General features: G+C 62.6%; 15 protein-coding genes and 2 pseudogenes. 8 read left to right on the forward strand and 9 right to left on the reverse strand.

The window, feature by feature from the left end; genetic code table 11:
• Window positions 1-113: 113 nt before the first annotated feature.
• From FHY18_RS16790 to speA, 3 genes are all read right to left on the reverse strand, one after another.
• Window positions 114-1,445, reverse strand: a complete 1,332-nt coding sequence (locus tag FHY18_RS16790; RefSeq protein ID WP_259157035.1) for a glycosyltransferase — start codon at window positions 1,443-1,445, stop codon at window positions 114-116.
• On the reverse strand, window positions 1,438-5,424 hold the full coding sequence (locus FHY18_RS16795; RefSeq protein WP_259157036.1) for an amino acid adenylation domain-containing protein: 3,987 nt from the start codon (window positions 5,422-5,424) through the stop codon (window positions 1,438-1,440). Before FHY18_RS16795 ends, FHY18_RS16790 begins: the two co-directional genes overlap by 8 nt.
• A 1,089-nt stretch (window positions 5,425-6,513) precedes the next feature.
• Window positions 6,514-8,400, reverse strand: a complete 1,887-nt coding sequence (gene speA, locus FHY18_RS16800) for an arginine decarboxylase (RefSeq protein ID WP_259157037.1) — start codon at window positions 8,398-8,400, stop codon at window positions 6,514-6,516.
• A gap of 237 nt (window positions 8,401-8,637) precedes the next feature.
• Between speA and speE the strand changes: the two genes are divergently transcribed.
• Window positions 8,638-9,495, forward strand: coding sequence for a polyamine aminopropyltransferase (gene speE, locus FHY18_RS16805; RefSeq protein ID WP_259157038.1), 858 nt, complete (start codon window positions 8,638-8,640; stop codon window positions 9,493-9,495).
• A gap of 412 nt (window positions 9,496-9,907) precedes the next feature.
• On the opposite strand, the gene FHY18_RS16810 is transcribed toward speE, so the two are convergent.
• Both FHY18_RS16810 and FHY18_RS16815 read right to left on the reverse strand, forming a co-directional pair.
• Entirely contained in the window at window positions 9,908-10,519 is a 612-nt protein-coding gene (locus tag FHY18_RS16810; protein WP_259157039.1) for a PH domain-containing protein, read from the reverse strand.
• Between the two features lie 189 nt (window positions 10,520-10,708).
• Window positions 10,709-11,512 carry a porin family protein gene (locus tag FHY18_RS16815; RefSeq protein ID WP_259158275.1) on the reverse strand — a complete coding sequence of 268 codons (804 nt, stop codon included), beginning with the start codon at window positions 11,510-11,512 and terminating at the stop codon, window positions 10,709-10,711.
• A gap of 612 nt (window positions 11,513-12,124) precedes the next feature.
• Here FHY18_RS16815 and FHY18_RS16820 point away from each other — a divergent pair.
• Window positions 12,125-12,781, forward strand: a complete 657-nt coding sequence (locus FHY18_RS16820; RefSeq protein WP_259157040.1) for an RIO1 family regulatory kinase/ATPase — start codon at window positions 12,125-12,127, stop codon at window positions 12,779-12,781.
• 27 nt (window positions 12,782-12,808) lie between these two features.
• Here the strand turns inward: FHY18_RS16820 and FHY18_RS16825 are convergent, their stop codons facing one another.
• Both FHY18_RS16825 and FHY18_RS16830 read right to left on the reverse strand, forming a co-directional pair.
• Window positions 12,809-14,776, reverse strand: coding sequence for a beta-N-acetylglucosaminidase domain-containing protein (locus tag FHY18_RS16825; protein WP_259157043.1), 1,968 nt, complete (start codon window positions 14,774-14,776; stop codon window positions 12,809-12,811).
• Window positions 14,777-15,482: 706 nt separating this feature from the next.
• Window positions 15,483-15,857 (reverse strand): P-II family nitrogen regulator, encoded by a 375-nt coding sequence (locus tag FHY18_RS16830; RefSeq protein ID WP_276577329.1) that lies wholly within the window; start codon window positions 15,855-15,857, stop codon window positions 15,483-15,485.
• A 151-nt stretch (window positions 15,858-16,008) separates the two neighbouring features.
• Between FHY18_RS16830 and FHY18_RS16835 the strand changes: the two genes are divergently transcribed.
• The 3 genes and pseudogenes from FHY18_RS16835 (at window position 16,009) to FHY18_RS16845 (ending at window position 20,236) form a co-directional block, all read left to right on the forward strand.
• Window positions 16,009-16,293 carry an accessory factor UbiK family protein gene (locus FHY18_RS16835; protein ID WP_259157047.1) on the forward strand — a complete coding sequence of 95 codons (285 nt, stop codon included), beginning with the start codon at window positions 16,009-16,011 and terminating at the stop codon, window positions 16,291-16,293.
• Between the two features lie 15 nt (window positions 16,294-16,308).
• Window positions 16,309-16,995, forward strand: a pseudogene (locus FHY18_RS16840) (magnesium chelatase domain-containing protein); the annotation flags it as partial.
• A gap of 1,540 nt (window positions 16,996-18,535) precedes the next feature.
• A complete protein-coding gene (locus tag FHY18_RS16845) occupies window positions 18,536-20,236 on the forward strand; it encodes an N-6 DNA methylase (protein ID WP_259157049.1) in 1,701 nt (566 codons plus the stop codon).
• 785 nt (window positions 20,237-21,021) lie between these two features.
• Here the strand turns inward: FHY18_RS16845 and FHY18_RS16850 are convergent.
• Window positions 21,022-21,969 carry a hypothetical protein gene (locus FHY18_RS16850; protein ID WP_259157051.1) on the reverse strand — a complete coding sequence of 316 codons (948 nt, stop codon included), beginning with the start codon at window positions 21,967-21,969 and terminating at the stop codon, window positions 21,022-21,024.
• Window positions 21,970-22,053: 84 nt separating this feature from the next.
• Between FHY18_RS16850 and FHY18_RS16855 the strand changes: the two genes are divergently transcribed.
• Both FHY18_RS16855 and FHY18_RS16860 read left to right on the forward strand, forming a co-directional pair.
• Window positions 22,054-22,275 (forward strand): helix-turn-helix transcriptional regulator, encoded by a 222-nt coding sequence (locus FHY18_RS16855; protein WP_259157053.1) that lies wholly within the window; start codon window positions 22,054-22,056, stop codon window positions 22,273-22,275.
• Window positions 22,276-22,367: 92 nt separating this feature from the next.
• Entirely contained in the window at window positions 22,368-23,063 is a 696-nt protein-coding gene (locus FHY18_RS16860; protein ID WP_259157054.1) for a hypothetical protein, read from the forward strand.
• Window positions 23,064-23,462: 399 nt separating this feature from the next.
• On the opposite strand, the gene FHY18_RS16865 is transcribed toward FHY18_RS16860, so the two are convergent.
• Window positions 23,463-25,307, reverse strand: a complete 1,845-nt coding sequence (locus FHY18_RS16865) for a recombinase family protein (RefSeq protein WP_259157056.1) — start codon at window positions 25,305-25,307, stop codon at window positions 23,463-23,465.
• Between the two features lie 33 nt (window positions 25,308-25,340).
• On the opposite strand from FHY18_RS16865, the pseudogene FHY18_RS16870 reads away from it, so the two are divergent.
• Window positions 25,341-26,225 (forward strand): annotated as a pseudogene (locus tag FHY18_RS16870) (YifB family Mg chelatase-like AAA ATPase); the annotation flags it as partial.
• Between the last annotated feature and the right edge of the window lie 377 nt (window positions 26,226-26,602).

Consider the following 26,602-nt stretch of genomic DNA (forward strand, 5'->3'; position numbering starts at 1 on the left):
CTGACGGCGAGCGCGGCGTTGTGTTGGCCGCGCTTACCCGCTGGCGCATGCATGACACTGCCCCGTCGGCGGGCACGCCGCGCGCCGCTGAGGCCGACACGGCACTCCCGGCCTCAGGCCACCGCCGCCTGCTCGATTCGTGTCATCCGCGCGCCTGGATGCAACAGCCCCCACGCTTCCAGTTGATCGACTGCGCTGCGCACGCCGTCTTCGTCGCGGATGCGCTGGCCCAGCGCGCGTGCCGCCGCACGCATGGCCGGGGCACTGGCCTGGCGCAATGCCTCGGCCAGCGTCTCCGGCTGCAAGCCGGCACGCACCAGGGCCGGTGGCGCCACGCCACGTCGTGCCAGGCAGTGCGCCCAGAACGGTTGGTCGTAGCCGAACGGCAACACCACCGACGGAATCCCGGCCGTGAGCGCAGCACCGGTGGTGCCGGCGCCGCCGTGGTGCACGGCAGCGGTCACCCGTGGAAACAACCAATCGTGCGGCGCTTGGTCCAGATGGAAGAAACGCCCGGCGTCATCCGCAGCGGCGGTGTCGGCGGTTTCCAGCCCGCCCCAGCCACTGGCCAGCAAGGCGCGTTGCCCGGTCAGGCGCACGGCGGCCTTGACCGTGGCGGTGAGCTGCACCGCATCGCGGCTGGTCATGCTGCCGAAGCCGATATACAACGGCGGCGGCCCGGCCTGCAGAAACGCCTGCAATGCGGCAGGCGGTTGCCATTGCGGCTGCGGCAGTTGCCAGAATCCGCAGACCTGCGCGCTTTGCGGCCAGTCCGGCGGACGAGGGCACAGCTGCGCGCTGTAACCGTAGATCACACGCAGCGCACTGCGGTCCGGGCCGCGCCATGGATACGCCGGCAACCCCAGCGCCGGCCGCACGATATCGTTAAGCGCCGGGCGCATTAGCTGCCAGCCGGCAAACCGCACCGCGTGGTGCAAGGCCACGCTCACCCGCCCGGGCAGACGCACGTTGGGCATCACCATCAACGGCAGATGGCGCGAGGCCGTGAGCGGTTGCAGCTGTGCAAAGCACACCGGCACCCCATAGGCCTGACCCAGGCTATGCGCAAGGAAACTTGCGCTGCCCACGCCCAGGATCAAGCCGGCATCGGCGCACGCCGCCCGGCCCTGCTCTGCCCAGTCGCGTGCCCAGCTCAGCAGCTGTGCGCGCAGGGTGCCCCAGATACCGCGCCAGCCGCCACGCATTTCTGCAACGTCCGGGTTGCCCTGCAGCAACTTCTGGTGGTCGCCGCTGAGCGGGAAAAACTCCAGCCCGTTGGCGCGAATCAATGCCTCGAAGTTGGTGCTGGTCAGTACCCGCACCGGGTAACCGCGCTGCTGCAGACCGCGGCCCAGTGCGATGATCGGGCGCACATCGCCGTGCGTGCCCAGGGTGGCGATGACGACCGGGCGGTTGGCTGCAGCCGAAGCGAGAGACTCAGGCATATTCGGCTACCCCGTCGTTGGCACTGGCGCTGGCGATGCTGGCATCGCGCTGCGGCACCTGTGCAGTGGCCTGGTGCAGCAGCGCACACAGCGTTGCCGAGTGCGCGGCCGACAGCATCGAATGATGATCGCTGTCCAGGGCGTGCAGATGCAGCGTGCGCACATACGGACGCCATGCCTGCGGCCGGTAATCCACCCATTGCGCCTCGTCGCCGCCGGAGCTCATACGCACGCTGGCTTCGACGAACAGCACATCCTGGTTCAATGTGCGCGGCCGGTGACGCCGCGCCAGGTGCAGGTGATGCTGGGTCACTGCGCCCAGGTCGTCCAGCAGCGTGGGGCGCTGCTTCAGCAACTGCTGCACCGCCGGCAAGGTGGTCAAGCCGTAGTGATCGCACAACAGGCTGGCCAGCTGAGCCACGGTGGTCGGCATCGGTTGGTCGTGCGCCAGCGTCAGCCCGAGCGCATGTACCGATGCACGTACGTTTTCCGCTTCGGGCAGCGCGGCGGCCTGTTCCAGATGCGGGTAGCTGTCGAGCATCGCCAGCAACTCGACCTGTTCGCCCAGGTCATGCAATTCGGCGGCCATGGCGTGCGCGATCAGGCCGCCCAGCGACCAGCCCATCAAGCGATACGGGCCATGCGGCTGCACGCTGCGCAGACGCGCCAGATAATCGCGGGCGATCGCTTCGATGCTTTCCGGACGGTGCTGCGGGTCGCTCAATGCCGGCGACTGCAATGCGTACACCGGCCACTGCGGATCGAGCTGGCCAAGCAGGGTGAGATACGACCAGCCCAGGCCGATGACTGGATGGATGCAGAACAACGGCGTGACGCCCGCGCTGCCTGCGCGCATCGGCAACAGCACGCTCAGCGGGTCGTTGGGTACCTGCGCGCTGCGTTTGATCACCTCCGACAGGCCGGCAATCGTCGGCGCATGGAACAGCGCGCCCAGCGGCAGCTCCACGCCGAACAGTTGCGGGAAGCGTGCCGCCATCTCTGCCGCCCGTAGCGAATCGCCACCGAGCTCGAAGAAGTTGTCGTCCACCCCCACCACCTCGATGCCCAGCACCTCCTGCAGCAGGGCCGCCAGTTGATGTTCGAGTGCATCGCGCGGCGCCACATGCGCACGCTTGGGTAACGCGCCCGGCGCGGGCAAGGCGCGGCGATCCAGCTTGCCATTGGCCGTCAGCGGCAACGCGGGCAGTGGCATCCACAGGCTGGGAATCATCGAGGCCGGCAGACGCTGTTGCAGATGGGCGCGCAGCAACTCGCTCGATGGCGTGTTGCCATGCTTGCCCACCACGTAGGCGAGCAGTTGCACGGCGTTGTCGCCATCGTTGTGCGCAACCACCGCCACCTGCGCCACTTGCGCATGCAGCAGCAATGCATTTTCGATTTCCGCCGGCTCCACGCGGTGGCCGCGGATCTTCAATTGCGCATCGGCGCGGCCGATGAATTCCAGCAGGCCGTCGCGACGCTGACGTACGCGGTCGCCGGTGCGGTACATGGTGCTGCCGTCGTCGGCGAACGGGTCGCGCAGGAAACGCTCGCTGGTGAGCTGGCGCTTGCCGCGATAGCCCTTGGCCACGCCGGCACCGCCGATGTATAGCTCACCGATCGCACCGGTCGGCAACGGCTGCCGCTGCGCATCCAGCACATAGACGCGTGTGTTGAGCAGCGGCCTGCCGATTGGCGGCGCGGCCGCATCGGTCAACTGCAGCGGCATGATGGTCGACCAGATGGTGGTTTCGGTCGGCCCGTACAACTGGGTCAGGCGCCCGACCCGGCTCAATAATTGCGTCGCCAACTCGGGCACCAGGGCCTCGCCACCGACCAGGGCATGGATGCGATCCAGCGCCAGATCCTGATTGGCCAGCAGGATGCGCCACAGCGACGGCGTGGCCTGCACCAGGCTGATCTGCTCGTAGACGATCAGGCGCGACAGACTGCGCGGATCGTGACTGATGCCGGCCGGTGCGATGACCACGCGCGCGCCCACCAGCAATGGCAGATACAGCTCCAGCCCGGCGATGTCGAAGGTGATGGTGGTGACCGCCAGCACGCGGTCGCGCGGACGCAAGGCCAGCTCGTGTTCCATCGCATGCAGGAAATTGAACAGGTTTCGATGGCTGATCTCCACGCCCTTGGGCGTGCCGGTGGAGCCGGAGGTGTACAGCACGTACGCCGTCCCATCCGGAGTCGCCCTTGGGGGGATCGCGGCCGGCAGCTGCGCCGGGCGCGGGTCCAGCCAGACCATGCCGCCAAGCAGATAGCGCTCGCACAATGCCGGCTCGCAGACCAGCGCAATCGCACCGGAATCGTTGAGCATCTGCCGATTGCGCGCCGCCGGGCTTTCCGGGTCCAGCGGCAGGTAGGCCGCGCCGCTCCACATGATGGCCAGCAAGGCCACCAACAGATGCTCGCTGCGCGGCAACGCGACAGCGACCACATCGCCAGGGCGCACCCCATCGGCCACCCATTGCGCAGCGATCCGCGAGGCGAGCTCGCACAGCGTGGCGTAGTCCAGGGTGCGGTTTTCGTATTGCACGACAACGGCCGCAGGCATGATCTCGGCACGCTGCAACATGCCGTGCAACAACGTGGCCGGTTCCGGCAGCGTTGCGGCGGTGTGATTCCAGGTGTGCAGCAACCGGTGGCGCTCTTGCTCGCCCAGCACGTCCACTTCACCCAGCGCGCATTCCGGGTTTGCCAGCACGGCATCGGCCAGATGGGTCAGGCGACGGCAGTGTTCGGCCAGCTCGTCGCTGTCGTACAACGCCGGATTGGCGTCCAGATCGAAGCGCAGGGCCGCGCCGTCGCCACGCTCGTAGCAAAAAATGGTCAGATCGTCGGCCGGGCCGTTGCACAGGTTATGCGGTATCGCGTACGCCTCGCCAAAGCGCAGCGCGTAATCGAAGGCTTCGATATTGACGGCCAGGCGGGCGAACTTCTGGTCGATGCCGAACATGCCGATGTCGCGGCGTACGTCCTCGAAGCGATATTGCTGATGCCGCAAGGCATGCCTGACTACCGACGCGACCTGCCCAAACAACGCATGGATCGGCTGCTGCGGGTCCATCTTCAGGCGCAGCGAGATCACATTGGCCACCAACCCGGCAGTCTGGCGGTAGCGCGCATTGATGCGGCCGGTCACCGGCATCGCCAGCACCAGATCTCCCGCACCGGTGCAGCGGTAGTAATAGGCGGCGATCAGCGAGATCAGCATCTGCGGCAGGCTGGCGCCGTAGTCCTTGCCCATCGCACGCAGGCGCACCACCTGCTGCGGCGAAAACTGCCCGGTGCCGCGCAACAGCCCGGTGGACAGATGATTGCCCGGGCGTGCCAGGGTTGCCGGTGGCGGCAGATCGGCCAGCTGCTGCATCCAGTAATCGCGATCGCGCTGGAAGCGGTCGGAGGCGCGATACTGCTGCTCCATCTCCACCAGCGACAGCGCACTGCCGTAGTGCGCAGGTTCCGGCTCCACGCCTGCGGCGTACGCGTTGTACAGCACCGACATGCGCTGCATCATGATCGATGCGCAATAACCGTCCATCACCAGATGGCTGACGCACTGCACCCACATATGGTGGTCTTCGCCGAGCCGGAACACCGCGCAATGCCACAGCGGCCCATGCTCCAGGTTTTCCGGCTGGCGGATCTGTTCGTCCACCCAGTGCTCGGCGGCATTGCGCGGTGCGGGATCTTCGCTGACGTTGAGGTAGGGAACCGGCGCCGTGTACTCGGGCAGGATCACCTGCCGCGGCACGCCGTCGTGCTCCACGATGCACAGCCGCAGCGTGTCGAACTCGCGCGCCAGCTGCAACGTGGCGCGGATCAATAGCGCAGGGTCCAGTGGACCGAACATCTCCAGTGCCTCGGACAACATCAAGGTGTTGTCGGTATGCAACTTGCTGGCCACCCACAGGCCGCGTTGCGCTCTGGTCAAGGGAAACAGCGGGGCGGCATCGGCGTGCATTGCAAGCTTCCTTTTGTGTGGCGCGCGGTCGCCCGGAGCGCCCTGGCCGCATTGCGGTCAAAGTGACGCCGGATCAGCACCTGGTAATGAAACGCAAGATAGAAAACACCATCGACTGCCGGCAGATGCCGGCAATACACAGTGGAAACGCACAATGGACAGGCAACTACGAGGCGACAGGCACGATCGAAACCCCGATGTGCAGATGTCTGATTGGAGCAACTTGCATCCCGACAAGTTAAACAGACACTAACAATTCGTCTTCGGACAGAACCGTGCAAAAATCACGAATTGCGCGTGAGGTGCAAAATTTTTTTACTGAAGTGTGATTTCAACTAGTGTTCTGGGTGCATAGCTGCAGGCAAACGCAATGCCACACCGATGCGCATTGCAAGAAAAGCACCTGGAATGCAGCATCAAATGCACAACGCTCTGCGCCGGACAGCGAACAGACGCTGCGCTTATCGGGTTACTCGTAGCGAGCAGCGCGCATAAGACCAGTGCGCGCGCCAGCGTTGATACGGCTGTATTTCTAGCCAATCACTGCGTAAAACGGCGGGCATTTGGCAACATGCGCCATCTGCAACCACAGCGCATGGGATGTCGATTTCCTGAGCGCATTAATGGATAAGAAGCGGCGCCCGCCCCGCTTCGACGATCGCCACGTATAAGACCAGTGCGCATGCAGGCGTTGATGCGCCTGCGTCGTGTGCAAATCACTGCACGAAACACGCTGTTTTCTGCAGCAACCTCGCCGGTGGTCGCACGATCACCCAAGCGTCGCCTGCGTGTCATCGGCATGAAGCGTCGCTGGGTTTCGCTGCTGGTGCTGGTGCTGCGACGCTGCGCAGACCGCAGTGCATGGTGTAGCTGAGCCCGCCTGACACGCGACCCCAAGCCGCGCCATCAAGACGCCACCGTGCGATGAAGATCGCGTGCGACGTGGCGGATGCCGGTCGCCGCACTGCGCCGTTGGGCAATGCGGCGAGCCAGTGCCCCGCGCGGGCTTCCACACCTGCAGCGCACGAAGCGGATTGCTCGATGACAAGGATCAACGCGCTGCGGGGCAGGCCCGCAGCGCGCGATGCATCAGCCCAACGGCTCGTCGGACAGATAGGTATAGCCGGTCAGGCCGGCCTCCAGCGCGTCGTGCAGCTCCTGCGCGCGCTCGGGCGACAGTTGCGCTGCGGCGATGCGTTCGGCATAGGTCGCGCGCAGCGTGTCCAGCTGGTAGCCCACGTAGTCCAGCATCACATCGGTGGTATCGCCACGGCGCTGCTGCGCGATGCGATAGCCCTCGCCGTCCACGGCAACTTCCACCGCATCGGTATCGCCGAATAGGTTATGGATATCGCCAAGGATTTCCTGGTAGGCGCCGACCAGGAAAAAGCCGATGCGGTAGCTCTCGCCTGGATTCAACGTGTGCAGCGGCATCGAACTGTCCAGGCTTTCGTTCTCGACGTAGGTCTTGACCATGCCGTCGGAGTCGCAGGTCATGTCGGCGATGATGCCGCGCCGCTGCGGGGCTTCGTTCAGGCGCTCGATCGGCACGATCGGGAACACCTGATCGATCGCCCACACATCCGGGATCGACTCGAACACGCTGAAGTTGACGAAGTACTTGTCCACCAGCCGCTCGTTGAGCTCGTCCAGCACCGGGCGGTGGCTCTTTTCGTCGAAGCTCAGGCGTGCACGCACGCCGTGCGCGATCGCATAGAACAGGTCGTCGATGCGTGCGCGGTGGGTCAGGTCGATCTGGCCCAGTGCGTACGCACTCAGGCCTTCGGCATGGAAGTGCTGGGCTTCCTGGAACAATTCCACCGCCGGGCGGACATCGAGCTCGTCGTGGATCTCGCGCAGGTGGCGGATCGCTGCCGGCTCGTCGTCGTGCGCGTCCGGCACGCGGCCTTCCGGCGCCTGCTCCACCTCGGACACGTTGGCGATCAGCACCGCATGGTGGGCGGTCATCGCGCGGCCGCATTCGGTGACGATGCGCGGCGGGGTCAGGCCGTGTTCTTCGCAGGCGCTGGCCAACGGCTGCACGATGTTGCTGGCGTAGGAATGCAGGCCGTAGTTGATCGAGCAATAGCTGCGCGAGCGCGTGCCTTCGTAATCGATGCCCAGGCCGCCGCCGACGTCCACGTGGCTGATCTTCGCGCCCAGCCGCGACAACTCCACGAAATAGCGCGTGGCCTCGCGCATGCCGTTGGCGATGTCGCGCACATTGGAGATCTGCGAGCCCATGTGGAAATGCAGCAGCTTCAGGCTGTCGGCGTACTCGGTGTCGCGCAGCGTCTTCCACAGGTCCAGCACCTGACGCGGCGACAGCCCGAACTTGGCCTTGTCGCCACCGCTGTTCTGCCACTTGCCCGCGCCCAGCGAGGCCAGGCGCATGCGCACGCCCAGACCCGGCTTGACGTCCAGCGCGCGCGCCTCTTCCAGCACCAGCTTCAGCTCGGAGGGCTTTTCGATGACGATGAAGGTCTGCAGGCCGAGCTTGCGGCCGATCAGCGCCAGGCGGATGTATTCGCGGTCCTTGTAGCCATTGCAGACGATCAGTCCGCCCGGACGCGACAGCGCCAGCACTGCCATCAGCTCCGGCTTGCTGCCCGCTTCCAGGCCGAAGCCCTCGCCATGGTGGCTGGCCAGCGTGCCGGCCACGCCGCGGTGCTGGTTGACCTTGATCGGGTACACCGCGGTATAGCCGCCGGCGTAATCCCACTCGGACTGCGCCTGCACGAACGCGGCCTGCAGCTTGCCCAGGCGCTGGCCGAGGATGTCGGGGAAACGCACCAGCAGCGGCAGCTTGGCGCCGGCCGCACGCGCGGCATCCACCACCTCCGGCAAGGACACCGACGGGCCGTCGACGGTGGGGGTGACCACCACGTGGCCGGCGGCGTTCACATCGAAATACCCATCGGCCCAATGCGGGATCGAGTAGGTCTTGCGGGCTTGGTCGAGGGACCAATCGCTCATTTCGTTGTCTCGGCTGGGGCAAAAAGGGCGTGAAGTGTAACGCCTGGCACGCGCAGGGTCCGTTACAATCCGCGCCGACTTCACGCCCTGCTCCTGGTCGGAGCGGGGCCGAGCAAGGGTCAGCCGCCACGCAGTCCGACTGCATGAGGCTGCGCCCGACCCTCATCCGGCGCCACGCGCCACCTTCTCCCGCAGGGAGAAGGAACAGCCCGCTTCTTCCAGAATTAGGACGTCCGCATGAGCACCAACGACAACTGGTACATCGAACACTTCCAGCCCACCGGCTCGGCGATCGGCTTCCGCATCAGTGGCAAGCTGGACGAGGTGCAGTCCCCGTTCCAGAAGATCGAGATCTACCAGACCACCGACTGGGGCAAGCTGATGCTGATCGATGGCGCGGTGATGCTGACCAGCCGCGACAATTTCTTCTATCACGAGATGATCAGCCATCCGGCGCTGTTCACCCACGCCGCGCCCAAGCGGGTGGTGATCATCGGCGGCGGCGACTGCGGCACGCTACGCGAGGTGCTCAAGCATCCGGGCGTGGAAAGCGCCACCCAGTGCGATATCGACGAGCAGGTCACCCGCATGTCGGAGAAGTACTTCCCCGAGCTGTGCGATTCCAACCACGACGCGCGCGCCGAGCTGCTGTTCGACGACGGCGTGGCCTACATGGCCAACTGCCCGGCCGGCAGCGTGGACATCGTGATCGTCGACTCCACCGACCCGGTGGGCCCGGCCGAGGGCCTGTTCAACAAGGCCTTCTACGAGAGCTGCTTCAAGGCGCTGAAGGACGACGGCATCCTGGTGCAGCAGTCCGAATCGCCGCTGGCACTGCTGGCGCTGATCAACGAAATGCGCACCGAAATGGGCAAGGCCGGCTTCCAGTCGTTCAAGACCCTGCCGTTCCCGCAGCCGTGCTACCCCACCGGCTGGTGGAGCGTGACCATGGCCAGCAAGCAGGCCAACGCCGACTTCGCCTTCCGCCAGGACGCCGCGCAAGCCAAGGGCTTCGAGACGCTGTACTACACCGCGCACCTGCATACCGGCGTGCTGGTTGCCCCGCCGTTTGTGGCCAAGGCGCTGGGCGAGTAAGACTGCCAGCGGCACCAAGGTGAACGCTCGTCAGATGGGCATGGCAGGCGGAGCAGCCGCCATGTCCATGCGGCAAACAGAGAAGCGGCAAGCGAAGCTGCGTCCGCCCGCCTGACGACCACGTGCCGGTTTTGACTGCCGTAGCTTGGCACCCCACGACCGGCGCAGCGGTCTGCGCGCCGGCTGCGGCAAGCGCAGAGCACGCAGAGTGCCGCCTGAAGTGACTTCCCGAACCCACGCATGCACCGCTTGGCGCGGCCGGTGCTCGGAATCGGCATGCACCACGCTTTACGCTCCGGTTCTCGGCGCACCGTCCGCACGGCTTACGATTGCTCGCTAGGTTTCGTCAGGCATTCCTGGGTCCGCGCAATCCCCGCCAGCTGACGACTACCTGCTGCATCTGCCAGCAGCCTTACAGCCGTGCCAATACCTCGGCCTTTTTGGCATCGAATTCTTCCTGCGTGACCAAACCCGCATCCAATAGCTGCTTGAGCTTGCTCAGCACCTGCATCGGATCATCGGTGACGGCCACCGCGATCGGCGGGGCCGACGGCACCGTACCCGGCCCCGCAGGAGCGTGCACCACCACACCGCCGGCAGAGGCGCGCAACTTGTCGAATTCCAGCTGCTGGCGTTTTTCGTAGGCCGATTCTTCCACCTGCTGCGCATAGGCATACACGCGCCGCGCCTGCTTTTTGGGCAGGCTATCGATGGATGCATACGCACCCTGCGTGGTGCGGCACATGATGGTGGCACCGAGCATCTGTTCGCTCATGTGCACATCGAGCACCTCGCGCCAGGGGAAATCGCGAAACGTCATGCCGAACAGTTTCGGGGAGACCACGATGAACCTGCGGTTGGTCAGCACCACCGCGTCCGGCGACAGGTTCATCACCATCTTCTTCTGCACGGCGATGTACTCGACCTGCTCGTCGCGAGTCAGCAACTCGGTGACCTTGGGCAGGATCTTGCCCACTGCCGTCGGGTCCTGCTCGTCTGTCAAAAACTGCGCCATTGCGTCCATCTGCTCTCACCATCGGCTGATCACCGCGTCGCGCACGACACTACAGCAAGCTGCATGGACACCTGCGCAACGCAAGCCGCCCCGGTGGGCGCAGTGGCCACGCGTGCCCAGACGATGCCACTGGAATGCGTCGCCTCAACGCAGACGGGCGGACGTTGCCGTCCGCCCGTCTGAGAACAACCACTTCAATCAGAAGCGGACTTCAGCGCCGATGTTGACAACGTCGGCGCGATTGACGGTGATGTCTTCGTCGCTGTAGTCGTCAGCGTAGAGGTAGCGCGTGTACTGCGCACTCAAACTGAAATGTCGGCCGAGATCTACGCCCAAACCTGCGCCCAGGTAAGCGCCATAGAAGCGTTCTCCGTCGTAACCCACGGACTCTCCGCCCCAATAGCCCAAGCGAACCGAAGCAAATACTGGACTATCGCCAAAATTGAACCGCGCATTGCCTCCCAGGCCACCGAAACGTGCGGAGGGAGCAAAAGCATCGTCGGTTCTTACGCGCTCAAGATGTCCCGCGAAGGCCTCGATTCCCACCAACGTGACTGGGCCAGCACGCCAGCGATAGCCCACAGTAGCGCCGAGCATGTCCTGCTTGGTGCCCTCAAACACTTCAGCTTTGCCGCCTTGTACGCCAAGGAACATGCCGCTCTTGAGGCGTTGATCTTCTTCGTGCGGTATTGGCGGCACATATGCCGGCGCAGGCGGCGCATCTACCGCGGGCGTCTGCGCCGTGACGGTGGCAAATCCGCCGGTCTGGTCGACCACACTCGCGCTTCCGCTTCCACCGACGGCGGTGGGCGCGCCGCCGCTGCCGGCTTGCGATGGACGCGACGGCGGCGCTGCCGGCGCAGGGGCCCCCTGCGTACCGGCCTGCGATTGCTTTTGCTGCTGACGGTAGCTGTCCCAGCCGCGCGACAACGATTGCGCCGAGGCCTGTGCCGTGACGCCAAGCGCCGTGCAGGCCAACAGCAGTGTTGCAGTCCTTTTCATCGCATTCCCCATGAGTGGTCCTCCATCGTTCCCGCATCCGTGCGCGCGCAGGCGAACCCGACGGCGTCTGGAAGTGGCGCAGTTGCCGTCATCTCTTCGGGAGCGTCCCCGCATCACCGCAATGCCCAAGGCACCGACCGTGGCACACCGACGTGGATGTGCGCGACGCGCGTGTGATGCAGCCCCCTGACCGCAGCGCGCACAGTGTCTGGAGTCTCATTGACTGTCAAGAAGCGGCGCGACGCGTATCCGACCGCACGCAGCCGCAAGCGGCTTCGACATGTGCCGCACCCCCGCCGATCCACCGCGAGCCGATCGCCAGCTTCGGCCCCGGTCGGGCGAGATCGCACCGCGGCCGTGGTGCCGCGTGCGGCCGCCCAGCGCACCGGCACAGTGCTCCCGCATGGCCTCTTCCCCGGTAATTTCGCAAGGCCCGAGCGCTTCAACCGACTGAATTGAAAGGCTGTTCCATGTCCGGAACATTACATTTGTTAAACAAATGTAATTTCAATACTCGCAAGTTCTAAAATTGAGCGATCCCGATCCATCGTGATCCCCATGGACCTGCGTCCCGCGTGACACCTCCGCGCCGCCAGGGTCTGGAGAACTGTCATGCATTACCAACCGCTGGCTGTGTCCAGCCTGCAGGTCGTCACTCCCGTTCTGCTCAAGCAGGGCACGCGGCTGCTCGAACCCGACGTCTACCGCACCCATCTGGACGGGCAGCTGGCCGTGGTCAAGGACTACGGCCGGTATCGCCGCACGCTGCTGGCACCGATCGCACGGCTGATGGTCCGCCATGAGGCGCGCATGCTGAGCCGCTTGCACGGCTGGCGGCATGCCCCGGCCCTGCTCGGCACGTTGGGCGGTCTGGCGCTGGGCATGGAGTTCATCCCGGGCGACACGCTCAGCGCCAGTGCGGTGGTGGGCCAGGAAGTCTTTCAACAGTTGCAGCAGGCGCTGCGTCGCCTGCATGCCTTCGGCATCACCCATAACGATCTGCACGGCACCAACGTGGTGGTCAGTGCCGGGGTGCCGGTGTTGATCGATTTCACCTCGGCCTGGCGCTTCCCGCGCTGGCTGCGGCGTGGCACGTTGGCCCGCCAGCTGCAACGCAGCGACGTGGCCAATTTCCACAAGATGCGCCAGCGCCTGGCCGGTATCGCACCCACCGCCGACGAGGCCGCGCGCAGCGCCGAGCCGGGCTGGGTGCGTGGCCTGCGCGGCGGCTGGAAGCGGCTCTATCGCCGTCTCAAACGCGGCGCGTGACTCCCTCAAGAGCCAGTAGCGCCGTCGTCAGTGCTCCACCGCCGCCGACGCGGCTGGCCCCCTGTAGGCGATCAGCGTCGGGGCGTCTGCCACGAAGCGATCCAGCACCCCGTCGGCAATCTTGACCGGCCCGCCGAAACGCGTGGCGCCGGGAATCGAGGGGATCGCTGCGGCTTCGGCGGCGATCCGCCCGGCATCGGCGAATGCAACTGAGCCCTGCGCGTCACCGCGATTGGCGGCCTCCAGCCCGGCCGCAGTCTTCTGCAGCGCGCGGCCCCAACCCTCCATCGCCTCCAGCCAGGGGCGTGATTGTTCGGCAAAGCCCTTGTCAGCGACGCCAGCGCGAATGATCTGCGGCGCGGCAGCGATGTCGTCGGCGGTACGCGCCAATGTTGCAATCGCCTGGCTGCGCGCTGCGGCATCGCCCAGTGCGATCGCCTCGCGCACCTGGTCCAGCACGGCCTTCAGGCGTGGTGCCTGCTCCTGCCAGGGCTGGCTGCCGAAGGTGGGCGCCAGATGCTGGGTATCGAAGAAGGTCAGCAACGCCGCCGTCACCCGCGCATCGCCACCGGCCAGATCGCGCGCCGCTGCATGCCAGGTGCGTTGCGCGTCGTAGCCGGTGTCGTTCCAGGCGTACGCGGTCAGCCCCATCACCGCCACGCGGCTGGGCACTTCCTGGTTCATCGGGTTGGACACGATGCCGGACAGCTCGGCCGACAGCCCGGCCTCGCGCCGCGCATACGGTGCCATCAACAAGCGCCCGGCCGAGGTTTCGAAATCGTTGACCGGGTAGTTGTCCCACAGCAGCGTCTTGCGGCCGAACGCCTTGGTCGCGGCGCGCGCGTCCGGGATGGAAATGGCCGGCGGCACCACGTCGGTGCCGGTCCACTGCACCACGATCTTCGGGTCCAGGTGCTTGCGCAGCGCTTCCTTGTACGGGCTTTCCTTGGCGTCGTAATACTCGGTGGGCACCATGATCAGTTCCGATGCCGCGTCGTGGCGGGCGACCAGATCGGCCTGCACCAGATTGAGCAGATGCGACTGCGCGATGCCCGCCGCCTGCGCACCGGAATCGCCGAAGGTGGTCTTGTCGCGTTCGCAGTTCCACTTGGTGTATTCGATATCGTCCAACGCCACATAGAAGCTGCGCACGCCCAGTGCGCGGAACGCATCGAACTTGCGCAGCAGCGCCTTGGCATCGGCGGGATCGGAAAAACACACGCTGGGCCCGGGCGAGATCGCATAGACGAAATCGACATGGTTGCGCCTGGCGTTGGCCGCCAGTTTGCCCAGCGCCTTCAAGGTCGCTTTCGGGTACGGATCGCGCCAGCGGTCGCGCGCGTACGGGTCGTCCTTGGGGCTATAGATGTAGGTATTGGCCTTGGTGCGCGCCAGAAAATCGATGTGCTTGCTGCGATCGGCCATCGACCAGGGCGCGCCGTAAAAGCCTTCGATCGTGCCGCGGATCGGCATGGCCGGGTAATCCTGGATGGTCAGCGCCGGAATGGCTGGCCGCTCCAGCAGCTGACGCAGCGTCTGCACCGCATGGAACAGGCCATCGCTGTCCTGCCCGGCCAGCGTGATCAGGCCACTACCCAGCGCGACGCTGGTCAGCGTGTAGCCTTCGGCATGGGTGTCCTGCGTCGCCTTGCTGCGCGTCAATGCATCGCGCACCACAGCCGCCTCGCCGGTGCCGATGACGATGTGCGGACGGTCGAGCGTGGCCGGCAGGCGCGAAGCGGTGGCGATCTTGCGGACGCCGGCCGCACCGAGCAGGCTGCGCACCAACGCGACCGAGGTCGGGTCCGCGCCCGGCGCGACGACCAGCACCACCGACTGGCCCAAGGCGATCGTCTCCCCGTCCAGCGCGATCGACACCGGGGTCGGGAACAGCGCCGGCTGGGTGACCGGCTCGGCCGGCGCAGGTGCGGCCAGTCCTGCCGCCACCAAGACCGAGAGCAGGCGCAGGCCCGACTTCCTGTTGCGTCGCTTCATGTCCGAACTCCGGTATTGGAATGGTATTACAGCCTAGAGTAGGCAACTCGTTGCGCGGCGACAAGCGTGTCTTGGCCTTTGGGGGTCGAGCCTGGTTTGGCCTGCTTGCCAAGCGCGTCTGCGCCGCGTGGGTGGAATGGAACCAGGCGCGCCGCTCGTCGGTGCGGTATTGAAATGGTATGCCAAGCGGGACGCTTGGCTTTGTCAGGACTACGGTTCCGGTATCAGCGACCCCGCCGCCAGGCCACCTCTTCAGATGGCACGTGGGCGTCTTCGACGCTCGATCAGAGAGCGGCTAGCAGAACGTGACCCGCCGAGGCCTCACGCTGCGCAGGAACCGACCTGGGTCCATGGCCCGTCTAAGGCGTTGATCGCATGGGCAGACGCGTCTGCGCCGCGTCATTGCCGGCCAGGGGCAGTTATTCCCGCAGTTCCGTGTTGCTCGCAACACGGCGTCGCCGCATGCATCGATCGATCGGCGTGTGCGGCGCAGGAACTCATGCGTGCGTGAATGACGCCGCCGCTACGCCAGTGGCAGGGGCGTTGCGGCCGCACCGGTTTGCCTGCACCGCGGGATTGCCCAACGCATCCATCAATCGGCGCATGCACTGTCAGCGTTGAGAAGTCCTGATGCGCGCCGCACTGCCGTCAGCATCTTTCAGCAAGCAGCAGAGGCGCCGCAACGCAGCGCCACGCGCGACAGGGCTTACAGCGCGTCGCTATCCAGCTCGCCGGTGCGGATGCGCACCACGGTACCGAGGTCGTAGACGAACACCTTGCCGTCGCCGATCTTGCCGGTGCCGGCGGCGGCCACGATGGCCTCGACCACGCGCTCGGCCTGGTCGTCGCTCACCGCCACTTCGATCTTCACCTTGGGCAGGAAATCGACCACGTACTCGGCGCCGCGATACAGCTCGGTGTGGCCCTTCTGCCGGCCGAAGCCCTTTACCTCGGTCACCGTGATGCCCGCCACCCCACAGCCGGCGAGCGCTTCGCGCACATCGTCGAGCTTGAACGGTTTGACGATGGCCATGATCATTTTCATTGGTGCGGGTCCCAGGGCATGACGGGCGCGCAGCATACCGTGGACGGCTGCAACACTCACCCCTGCCGGCCGCCGTCACCTCGGCCCACAGCCGAATGGGACTATCCTTACCGCCTGCCGACTGCCTTGCCGATGTCCCGTGAGTGACGGCCTGCACTAGGCTTCCTACGGACCTGCGGAGAACACCATGATCGATTTCAATCAGCTCGACGACCTCGCCCGCCGCCTCAGCGACCTGGTGCCGCCGGGCCTGCGCCAGTCGCGCGAAGAATTGCAGAGCACCTTCAAGGGCGCGCTACAGGCCGGCCTGGGCAAGCTGGACCTGGTCACCCGCGAAGAATTCGACGTGCAACGCGCGGTACTGCTGCGCACGCGCGAAAAGCTCGACGCGCTGGAGCAGGCCGTTGCCGCACTGGAAGCGCGCGCATCCGGCGCATCGCCCAGTGCGGTGCCCGGTTCCGACACTCCCTGACCCGAGCCTTCCACCATGAGTCTGGCGCTGGTGCACAGCCGTGCCCGCGTGGGGGTGCACGCACCTGAAGTTCGGGTGGAAGTGCATCTCTCCGGCGGCCTTCCCTCCACCCAGATCGTGGGCCTGCCCGAGGCGGCGGTGCGCGAATCGCGCGAGCGCGTACGTGCCGCCCTGCTCTGCGCACAATTCGAATTCCCGGCCCGTCGGATCACCATCAATCTGGCGCCGGCGGATCTGCCCAAGGACGGCGGCCGCTTCGATCTGCCGATCGCACTCGGCATTCTTGCGGCCAGTGGCCAGATCGATCGGCAGGCGCTGGCCGATTACGAATTCATCGGCGAACTCGCGCTGACCGGCGAGCTGCGTGGCGTCGATGGCGTGTTGCCGGCCGCCCTGGCTGCCGCGCAGGCCGGGCGGCGGCTCATCGTGCCGCTGGCCAATGGCGCCGAGGCCGCCATTGCCGGGCACGTCCAGGCCTTTACCGCGCGCACCCTGCTGGAAGTCTGCGCCGCGCTCAACGGCACCCGGCAGGCGCCTGCTGCCGAGCTGGCGGTTGCCGCCGTGGGCGCACCTGCACTACCCGACATGGCCGACGTGCGTGGCCAGCCACATGCGCGCCGCGCACTGGAGATCGCCGCAGCCGGCGGCCACCACCTGTTCATATGATAGCCGTTTAACCGGCAGACGGCGGACGCCCCCCGGTATCACTGAAGCTCCGCGCCCGGCGTCATTGGTTGCAACACCCCGGCAGAACTGCAAACCTCCTAAGCCCAAAGGCTAAGGACGGTAAGATGGGCATGTACGATGAGTTGAAGGACGCTCTTGAAGCAGAAGAGCGTCGATCGGTAGGGGACAGCTTTGGAGGGACCGGTGCTCGCTCGGTCTTCAGCCTCGAACCGGCGTACCAGGCGTTGATGCGTGGCGTCGCCGACTACCCGTCGGACCCTCTCGGCGCGCTTCTGGTGGACCTAGGACGACAAGTGCACGAGTCCCGCCTCTTCCGGTGGCTGATCTGCGATGCAATGCGGTTCGCATTCCTGATTGAGCTGACCAACATCCGGGTCTCGTCAACAAAGAAGAAGACGCGTTGGATTCCGGTCCCCACAAGTCCGAACACTTCTATGAGCTTTGGATTAACGCCACCCTTCGATCAGGCTCACGATCCACGCGCTTCCAGCTACGCAGACTGCTATCAGATGTTCGGTGACGTGCTCCAACTTCTTCTTAACGACATGGAGTTCCGAGCCACGGCTCTCACTCTTGCTGGTCGCAATGGAGAGTGGACCTACCCGTTGACTTACCAAGTGGAGGGCGCTCCCCACGTTCACACCAGCACAAACGTCCGGAAAGCTGACCTCACCGACCTGAACTGGCTATTGAAGGTCGAAGGTCTCTTGATGCAAGCATCTAGCCCCGGGGTCGCTCCTGTCCTTGATATGGACACAGTCAAGAAGATCCGAACTAAGGCATATCGTACAGACAGAGCTCAAACTGGTAGTACACAGACAAACCGCGCAAAGCGATGGGAGGCATCCTTTCACGACTATCAGTATGCAAATGTCGAGTCATGCTGGTCGGTTGAGAGGGCACTACTCGAGTCACTTGCTGACTTCTCTGGATTTCCTTCGCACGCCCGTGCACTGCTAGTCGCGCATGGTCTCGCGCTAGCTGTGTGGAACACGCGATGCTGCCCCGTCACGCTACAGGTGCATGCGTTTGCTGACTTCTCCACACAAATGTCGATAGGTAAATCGGACTTTCATGTAGGACACCTCCATCCTTTGAAGACAGGTGGTAGGCACGTGGGACCCAACGTGGCGTGGCTCTCGCGAGACGGTAATCGAATCCAGGGCGATCTATCGCTCCATGATGCCCACCTGCTCATACGTACCATCGCCAACCGACTTGCCCGCCTCTAGCCCGGCTGCAGCGACGTGATCCGAAGAGGCTAGGGATAGCCGGCGCGGACAGGCAACGCTATCATTCCATGATCTGTTTTTCGGCTAGAGCCAACCAGTTCATGAAATCTACCCCCGACTCTTCGTACCAGCCCAGCCAGGCTTTCGCGGAGCTACGAAACTACCTGGCTGGGCGAGCGCTAGGGATTAGTCGCGACTCCTCGCTGATGCACGAGATCGTGAAGTGCATGTTCTGCGTCTCCGTATTCCCGGATCTTGCTGGTAAGACATCTCCGGAAGATTGCGCTACGGCTTATCGAGAAGCTTTCCGCAAGGTGGCTGCAATGCGTCAGACCGTCTTTAAGCGCGATGAAGAGTTACTGCTGGACCCAGGCTCTATCCATCAGGTGGACAAAGTGCTGTCGCGCTTCGACTTTGAGAGTGAACAGCAAGATCCGCTTAGTGAGCTTTATCAAGTTTTTGTGTCGAATGAGGTACGAGGAAGAGAGGGGCAGTTCTTCACTCCCACCGTAGCCGTCCAGTGGATCGTGGAAGCACTCGACCCTCAACTGGGCGAACGGATCATCGATCCCGCCTGTGGTGCGGGAAGCTTCCTGAGCTATGCAGCTCGGCATATGCGAGCAAACGGCGCCCCACGAGAAAAAATTGTGAAGTCGCTGCATGGCATTGAGAAGGATCGCTACCTCGCAGACCTAGCCTCTACCCACATCGCTCTTACGTCGCTTGTACCTGGCAATGTAGTGTGCGCGGACTCTATTGAGCGACGCATGGAGTCAGGAGCGTCGATCCCCTTTGAGCTTGACGGAACGTTCGACGTAGTCGTGACGAACCCTCCGTTCGGCTCTAAAATCAAAGTTGGTACAGAAGCTACCCTGCGTGGGTTTGATCTCGCTCACAAGTGGTCGAGGAAGCGAGACAGTACGATCTTTACTCGTACCGATAAGATGGCTCCCAGCCCTATGCCTCAGATCCTTTTCCTGGAGCTATGTTTGAGATTGCTGAAGCCAGGTGGCAGGATGGGTGTGGTTCTTCCTGAAAGCATGCTATCCAACACATCGTCGGGATACATCAGCCAGTACCTCCTAGACAAGGCGCACCTTGAGGCAGTTGTTGGCATGCCCGAAAACTTGTTCAAGACGTCCGGCAGTGGCGGCACCCACACAAAGACCTGCCTTGTAATTGCGAAAAAGAAGGCGCGTAGCAGCAAGAGCACGAGCGTGTTCATGGCTGAAGCGAAGTGGTGCGGTCATGACAGCCGGGGCTCTCGCATCCCCAATAACGACATTCCTGAGATCTTGAAGAACTTTAGGAAGAGCGAGAAATCACTTAAGAGCTCGCCTCTCGGATACCGACTCAAAGAGTCAGACATAGTCTCCAACGTCATTTCGCCACGCTACTATGAGCCGAGCTCGGCGAAGGGCTTATCTGAACTCAAAGCTACGCACGACCTTGTCCTGATCTCAGAACTCGTAAAGGACGGCGTGCTTGAGTTTGACACTGGCATTGAGGTGGGCAAGCTCGCTTACGGAACCGGCGACATCCCGTTTGTACGTACTTCGGACATCTCCAACTGGGAGATCAAGCTTGATGCAAAGCAGGGTGTGTCCGAGGAGATCTACGAGGCTTCGCGCGCTAAGCTGGATGTCAAGGAAGGCGACATCCTCATGGTTAGGGACGGAACATATTTGATTGGCACTTGTGGATTCATCTCTAAGTACGATGAGCGAATCGTCTATCAGAGCCACATCTACAAGATCCGCGTGAAGAAGCCAGACGTGATCTCGCCCTACCTGCTTCTTGCCGCACTCAGTTGCAAGCCAGTAATTAAGCAGATCCAAGCCAAACGTTTCACTCAGGACATCATCGACACATTGGGTAACCGGGTTTACGAGCTTGTTCTACCCATTCCCAAAGACGCGGCTAAGAGGAAGAGCGTTGAGAAGATGGTGAAGAAGTGCATCGTTGACCGTGTAGAAGCTCGAGAGCTTGCGAGGTCGGCTCGAGAAGAGATCTGCTCTAGCTAAATCTTTTCGCGTTGCCTAGCACCCGAACGTTGCTCAACGGAGCGGACCGCAGCTGCGGTCCACTCCTTCCCTCTTGCTGTGCGGCTACCCGATTGGTTCAGTGCAGCGGCTATACGCCTGAAAGAGGTCATCCCGCTTGCTCTAAGAGCGGTGACCGCAGGCGCCATTCGAGCCGCGAACTCGTCTGCTTGCTTGACCCTAGCGGCAGTTCCTAGCACACCGGCAGACCTGATGCCCGGGTTTCCTAACTTCGTTCCCCGTGACTTTGCTGCCTGTAGTGCAGCCTTAGTCCGTTGAGATACCAGGTCACGCTCATACTCCGCCATGGCAGCGATCACATGTATCGTGAACTTGTTGGCGGACGGCATGTCCGCCGCAACGAACTCGACGCCTGATTCCATCAGTTGCGCGATAAAGCTCAAGTTGCGGGACAGACGGTCGAGTTTCGCAATCACTAGAGTCGCGCGCTGCTGCCTACACGCTTGCAACGCATTTGCTAGCCCAGTTCTGTCCGAGCGTCCTCCTGACTCCACATCCTCAAACGCCCCCACTAGATCTCCAGACACGGTGCGCACGTAGTCAATGACACTTGTTGACTGAGCCGCCAATCCAAGCCCGCTACGTCGCTGCACCTGAGTCGAAACCCTGTAGTACCCGATAAAACTTGTCATTCGTATGGTTTCCAAACGCCCGTATTGTTTTCATATAACATAAACCCGCAAGCGCGACGGAGGCTGCCGCCCTAAGCTGCGGCGGAAGGCGGCGCTTGTAGGGCACATTGAGCCTTACTCGCACATGCCCTCATTAACATGCGATGCCCACTGGCGCTCGTCCAGATTGTCGTTTACGGAAACTCCAACGCAAGCGACCACAGTTGCGCTTCGCCACGGTACGGAACATCCGGAATTTCCACACGAAGCCGGATCACCGTCTACGGAGGATGAGTACTCTTCGGACGGCGCTGCCAGTGGTAAATAACCAGCCGAGACAAGCTGCTCTCTCACCTGCTCATAGCTTCCTTCGCGGAAAGAAGCTGAGGACTCGACCCGTGGACTGGACGTGGCACCGGGCTGCGCGATGTCTTGTATCGCCTCTTGCACATCTTGCTTACCCTGGCTTTCCTGCGAACGCACCTCAACTCCACGGAGCGACTCAGCCTGACCGCCCTTAACCTGCTCATACGGCTCAATATCAGTAAAGCGGAGTTTGAACGTCGGATCATCCATTGACCCTCGTTCTGTCAGGCTTGATTCCCAAACGCCTCTATCAGTTTCCGGATGCATAAGGAACTTGCCACTAAATCTAACGCGGTCCCCCACCTTCATGTTGGAGAGAACATTGAAGAGCGGATGGTTTGGGGTGATCAACGACCCGGTATCGACGTCTGAAATCCGATTGCCTACCGTGCCAAAGGCAGCTTCGAAGCCATCAATGGTCGCGCTGATGTCCACAGACACCACATCTCCTCCTTGATCCGTACTGATGTCAGTGATGTTACCTACCCATCCCCTGACGCCTTGCTTGGAAAAAGACACTCGGGAGCTATTGCATTCATTGAACGCGCGAGACCGCTGGATGTCATTGATCCCGCTGTTGTAAGCGTACTTGCACTCACGATTCAGTCCGAAGAACGCCTTCTGGGCATCCGGGTAAGTGACCTTAGAGTCCTCCGCAGAGCAACCCACCAAACTCAACAAGCCAAGAGCTAACACCCCAACGCGCTTGAAGCTCATACGACCCCACCCAGAAAAGATACCTATAAGTAGTCTACCTGTGAATCTGTAGAGGTAAAAGGAGCGGTCTTCTAGGGTGAGCTGATGACTTCTCCCCTCCTAAAACAGCTGGGAACAGCGCTACGCAAGCGTCGTATAGCAGCCGACTACAGTCAGGAGAGCTTCGCCGACTACATCGGCATGCATCGGACGTACTACAGCGCCATAGAACGCGGCGAGAAGAACTTGCAACTAGACACCCTGGAGAAGATCTGCAAAGGACTCGGCTGCAAGCCGTGGGAAGTTCTTCGCGACGCTGACGGCTAGTCCGTCGAGGCGATTGGTAGCTGACGCGAACCGGTGCAAAACATTAGGTTCACGATCTCCAAAACTGGAAGCTCCTTTGAAATGGAGCAGCCATGCCAATCTTTAGTCCCTTCTCGTACTCGAACCTGTCCGCTCAGCAGCGACTCCGCCTGCGGAGCCTCGTCCCCCCTGAAGTCCGCCCGCCCACTCCTTTGGAGGATGCACCGCCGGTAGTCACTGCGATCAGGAGTGCGCCGGAGGCGAAGCGTCAGAGCGCGACCGCGCTTACCGACCCGGCTCTGAAATACATCACTACGGAACGCATCCAGAAGGACATCACTGCCTACTTGAAAGAACGCGACTTCCCGGGCGTGGCAGTGACTTTGACTTTCCAACCTAGGCGTCCGGGTGAGCGCCTCACTGAAGAGATCGCTCAAGCAACTGTTGGTGAACTGATCAAACGGCTGAACAAGTTCGCTCGCGGTCGATCTTCCAATAAGCCCCTCTATGTCATCGCAATCCGAGAAGGAGGCACTCGAGCCCAAGATCGGGTACGTCTCCACTATCACCTCAAGGTCGAGATCCCACCCGATATGACCGGCGAAAACATTGCCTCAAAAATCGAGCAGTATTGGGTCAGGCTAAAAGGTGCTAGTCAGCGAGAAAACCGGATCGAACCGGTGTCGGATGATGGATGGGTTAGCTACATATTGAAGAAGCGCAGTAAGCAAGACTATGCAGACTCGATCGACTGGATCAACACGCACGTCTCGCCCCACCCGATTGCCAAGTGCTCTGGTGGCGACTGAACTTTGATGAGCTATCAAGGGTCTTCCGGGACCCTTGATAGCTCCGCTGTGGATCAAAGCCAGCCCAGACACACACCCATAACGCCGTATCAACCCAAGAGCCGACCATCGTCAACTTTGACGCCATGGATGATGAAGCAAAGTGCGCCATGGGCTATCGTCGGCTCTGTGCCCACCCACCCGGCGGACTTCAACTAGTCGCCCCTCTACACATGCAGTCCACGGAATACGCATGATGCGACTTGGACACATCTATCGGGGCGGCTACGATCGCCCCGATGTTGTTGTCGCCAAGGCGTCCAGCCCAACGCTGGGACTTGTAAAGAAATTGAGTGAGCGGCGGGGCGGGGGCTTCGTTCTGCAAAAAGTAAGCGTGCATCAAAAAGCTATAAAAACGCGCTAGTTGTTCTCGATGACACCCTTCGCCTTGAACTCTAAATTCTTCATCTTGATCGACTTCTTAGAGCGATACCACTGACCAAGCAGCGGATCTAAATGGACCACCTCTCCAGACTTGTACTCAATCCGTAGATCGAACGAGCGCTGCCGCGCAAGCTTGTTCAACCCGCTAAGACTCCTGACGCCAAAGACCTCTTTCCAACCTCGCGTCTCGCCCAGATCACGCCAGATGGTTGTGCCAGTAGCTACTTTAGCCAAAGGTTCCAAACTAGGTTCAGGGTCTATTTCGACGTCTGATTCATACTCTTGCGCGATTTCAAATCCTTCCCGCCGGATGTCTGCCAAGGTGATCTTCTTCAGGACTCGCTGCAGCTCAGCGCCAAGAGCTCGCCTCTTCTTGCCAACTTCAGGATCCCGATCGTCGGCGATAGCTGTCTTAAGTTGAGCCACAGTCTCTCGCCATTGCTGAGGATCGACCTGAGTGAGGCTCATCTGCTCTTCTTCAATAAGCTTGCGACGACTGAGAACCTCACTCTGACGCGCCTCCGTTTCTCTCAGCCAAGTAAGCAGATTCGCACTGTCGCCGGACGGATTCATTTCGAAGGGGCTCATGAAACTGCCCTTGATCCTCTCCAAGGCAAGTTTGATTCCAGCCTCCTCAGCCTCGCACATCGCGAGTTGAGCCCGAAGTGCTGATGCCTTGGTCGCAGCACTGGTACCTCCGATGAGTTCGGAAACGTCAAGCTTATCGAGAGTGTTGAGCAACAGCTCCTCGATTAACGAATAGGCGAAAGTTCGCGCCCCGCACGATCCACGCGCGAGAGAGACGCTGCACTGCAAATAGGTTCCGCCCTTTGGACCATCGCCTTTGTCGATGAACCTGACACCCGCGCCGCATGAGCAGCGAAGCAACCCAGTGAAAACATTCGCGTATCTCGCGCCTTTTCGCCCCTTGCCTATGATCCTTCTAGCGTCTACCGCGTTGTTGGCTTCCTGAAAGAGTGTAGGTGAGACAATTTCTGGGTAGTAGTCACGAAGCGGCGCTCCTGATGCAACCCGTTTCTGCTTCCCTGATTCAGTAGAGACGATGTGCGGTTGGTACTCACCAAGCACAGTCCTACTCATCAGGATCTTCTTGACATATGACTCACGCCATACGGCGTTCTTCCGCGTGCTCCAGGGCTTCTCCTTCCTCTCGTTGAGCAACCGCGAGATCGAATAGGCGCCATAGCCGTCGCGCGCGAGTGTGAAGATCTCTCGGACCACCACGCATCTTTGGGGAATCTGTTCGACTCTCCCGTCAACTACCCTGAGCCAACCTGGAACTCGGCTGGTCGTCACCTTGCCCTCAGCGCGCGCGTACTCTCGCTTACGCTTCCAAGCAGCTGACAACATCTCTGACTTTCGCTTGGATTCCTCATGTGCACGGGTCATAGAGACAAGCGCGATTAGCAGCGAGGTCTGCGCATTGTCTACGCCATGCCTGTAAATCTGCCCATCGTCGAGGATGGCTACGCTTACGCCGAGCGCCATCAAGTTGAGGAGCAGCGTAAGCGCCTGATGTACGTCGGCTCTAGAGAGCCGGTCCATAGATTCGACGAGGAGGTAGCTCCCTCTCTCGATCTCGCCTCGCTCCACATGCTTAATGAAGTCACCGAGGGCGCCAACGTGTGCGTTCTTGCCCCGAAAGGCTGAGACGCCGAAGTCATCGAAGCGGTCAACGATTTCCAGCCCATGCCTTTCGGCAAAAGCTTTTGCCCGCTCTTCTTGACGCCACATGGACGACCCCTTCCGCTGTTCCGGGGTTGAAAAACGCGTGTAGGAGTAAGCCTTTGGGCGGTTCATAGCCACATATTTTACCCTAATTTAATCAGCTATCATATGTTGCTGGTCGGCAGCCCCGGATGCGGCAAGACCCTGCTCGCCTCGCGCCTGCCTGGCCTGCTGCCGGAAGCCAGCGAAGGCGAAGCCCTGGAAACTGCCGCAATTACCTCCATCAGCGGCCGCGGACTGGATCTTGCCCGCTGGCGGCAGCGCCCCTACCGCGCCCCGCATCACACCGCCAGCGCGGTCGCCCTGGTCGGTGGTGGCACCCATCCGCGTCCCGGCGAGATCTCGCTGGCCCATCACGGCGTGCTGTTTCTGGATGAACTGCCAGAATGGCAGCGACAAACGCTGGAAGTGCTGCGCGAGCCCTTGGAGTCGGGTCTGGTCACGATCTCGCGGGCAGCGCGCAGCGTGGATTTCCCGGCACGGTTTCAGCTGGTGGCGGCGATGAACCCGTGTCCCTGCGGGTGGGCCGGCGATGGCAGCGGGCGTTGCCGCTGCAGCAGCGACAGCATCCGCCGGTATCGCAGCCGCATCTCCGGTCCGCTGCTGGACCGCATCGACCTGCATGTCGACGTGCCGCGTCTGCCACCGCAAGCATTGCGGACCGGCAATGTGGGCGAGGACAGCGCCAGTGTGCGTGCGCGCGTGGTCGCCGCGCGGCAACGCCAGCTCGCCCGTGGGCCGCTGCCCAATGCGCAGCTCGACCAACCCGACACCGATCGCCATTGCCGGCTGCACAACGACGACCAACTGCTGCTGGAGCGTGCGATCGAGCATCTGCAGCTGTCCGCACGCTCGATGCATCGCATCCTGCGCGTGGCGCGCACCATCGCCGATCTCGACAACAGCGCGGACATCGCCACGCGCCATCTGACCGAAGCAATCGGCTATCGCAAGCTGGATCGCGCACTGACCGCCGCAAGCGCGGCGTAGTCAGGCGACACACCCTGTCGAGCAGTCGTCAGCTGGAGATGGATCGCGCACTTGAAACCGGCGTATCCGAGTGGCCCATGCCGCATCGAGCGCCGGCCGTGCCCGCATGTTGGTGCGCCGTGGCTCTGTGAGCCGCTCCTGGCTGGCTTGGCCGACACGGCAGATCCCGCGCGGTGCGGTGTCTGCGATGCCGTGCACCGATGGCAGGTCAGGGTGTGGCCATACCGGCAGCCGATCGCTCGCATGCCGCGTCGATGACCAACGGGCGACGGCAGTGACAGCGCAAGCGATGGCGCGCAGCTGGCAGCCGGCCTGCGCGTGCCAACATCCACTTCATGGCCCTGCACGTAAAACGACTGCCATCCCTTTGCGCAGAG

The sequence above is a fragment of the Xanthomonas sp. 3793 genome (genome assembly GCF_024806835.1).
Taxonomy (GTDB): domain Bacteria; phylum Pseudomonadota; class Gammaproteobacteria; order Xanthomonadales; family Xanthomonadaceae; genus Xanthomonas; species Xanthomonas arboricola_F.

What these genes read in the sequence shown, in the direction of transcription:
- FHY18_RS16790 (WP_259157035.1), bottom strand. Translation starts at nt 1,445, where the DNA reads ATGCCTGAGTCTCTCGCTTCGGCTGCAGCCAACCGCCCGGTCGTCATC.
- FHY18_RS16795 (WP_259157036.1), bottom strand. Translation starts at nt 5,424, where the DNA reads ATGCACGCCGATGCCGCCCCGCTGTTTCCCTTGACCAGAGCGCAACGC.
- speA (WP_259157037.1), bottom strand. Translation starts at nt 8,400, where the DNA reads ATGAGCGATTGGTCCCTCGACCAAGCCCGCAAGACCTACTCGATCCCG.
- speE (WP_259157038.1), top strand. Translation starts at nt 8,638, where the DNA reads ATGAGCACCAACGACAACTGGTACATCGAACACTTCCAGCCCACCGGC.
- FHY18_RS16810 (WP_259157039.1), bottom strand. Translation starts at nt 10,519, where the DNA reads ATGGACGCAATGGCGCAGTTTTTGACAGACGAGCAGGACCCGACGGCA.
- FHY18_RS16815 (WP_259158275.1), bottom strand. Translation starts at nt 11,512, where the DNA reads ATGAAAAGGACTGCAACACTGCTGTTGGCCTGCACGGCGCTTGGCGTC.
- FHY18_RS16820 (WP_259157040.1), top strand. Translation starts at nt 12,125, where the DNA reads ATGCATTACCAACCGCTGGCTGTGTCCAGCCTGCAGGTCGTCACTCCC.
- FHY18_RS16825 (WP_259157043.1), bottom strand. Translation starts at nt 14,776, where the DNA reads ATGAAGCGACGCAACAGGAAGTCGGGCCTGCGCCTGCTCTCGGTCTTG.
- FHY18_RS16830 (WP_276577329.1), bottom strand. Translation starts at nt 15,857, where the DNA reads ATGCTGCGCGCCCGTCATGCCCTGGGACCCGCACCAATGAAAATGATC.
- FHY18_RS16835 (WP_259157047.1), top strand. Translation starts at nt 16,009, where the DNA reads ATGATCGATTTCAATCAGCTCGACGACCTCGCCCGCCGCCTCAGCGAC.
- FHY18_RS16845 (WP_259157049.1), top strand. Translation starts at nt 18,536, where the DNA reads ATGCGTCAGACCGTCTTTAAGCGCGATGAAGAGTTACTGCTGGACCCA.
- FHY18_RS16850 (WP_259157051.1), bottom strand. Translation starts at nt 21,969, where the DNA reads ATGAGCTTCAAGCGCGTTGGGGTGTTAGCTCTTGGCTTGTTGAGTTTG.
- FHY18_RS16855 (WP_259157053.1), top strand. Translation starts at nt 22,054, where the DNA reads ATGACTTCTCCCCTCCTAAAACAGCTGGGAACAGCGCTACGCAAGCGT.
- FHY18_RS16860 (WP_259157054.1), top strand. Translation starts at nt 22,368, where the DNA reads ATGCCAATCTTTAGTCCCTTCTCGTACTCGAACCTGTCCGCTCAGCAG.
- FHY18_RS16865 (WP_259157056.1), bottom strand. Translation starts at nt 25,307, where the DNA reads ATGAACCGCCCAAAGGCTTACTCCTACACGCGTTTTTCAACCCCGGAA.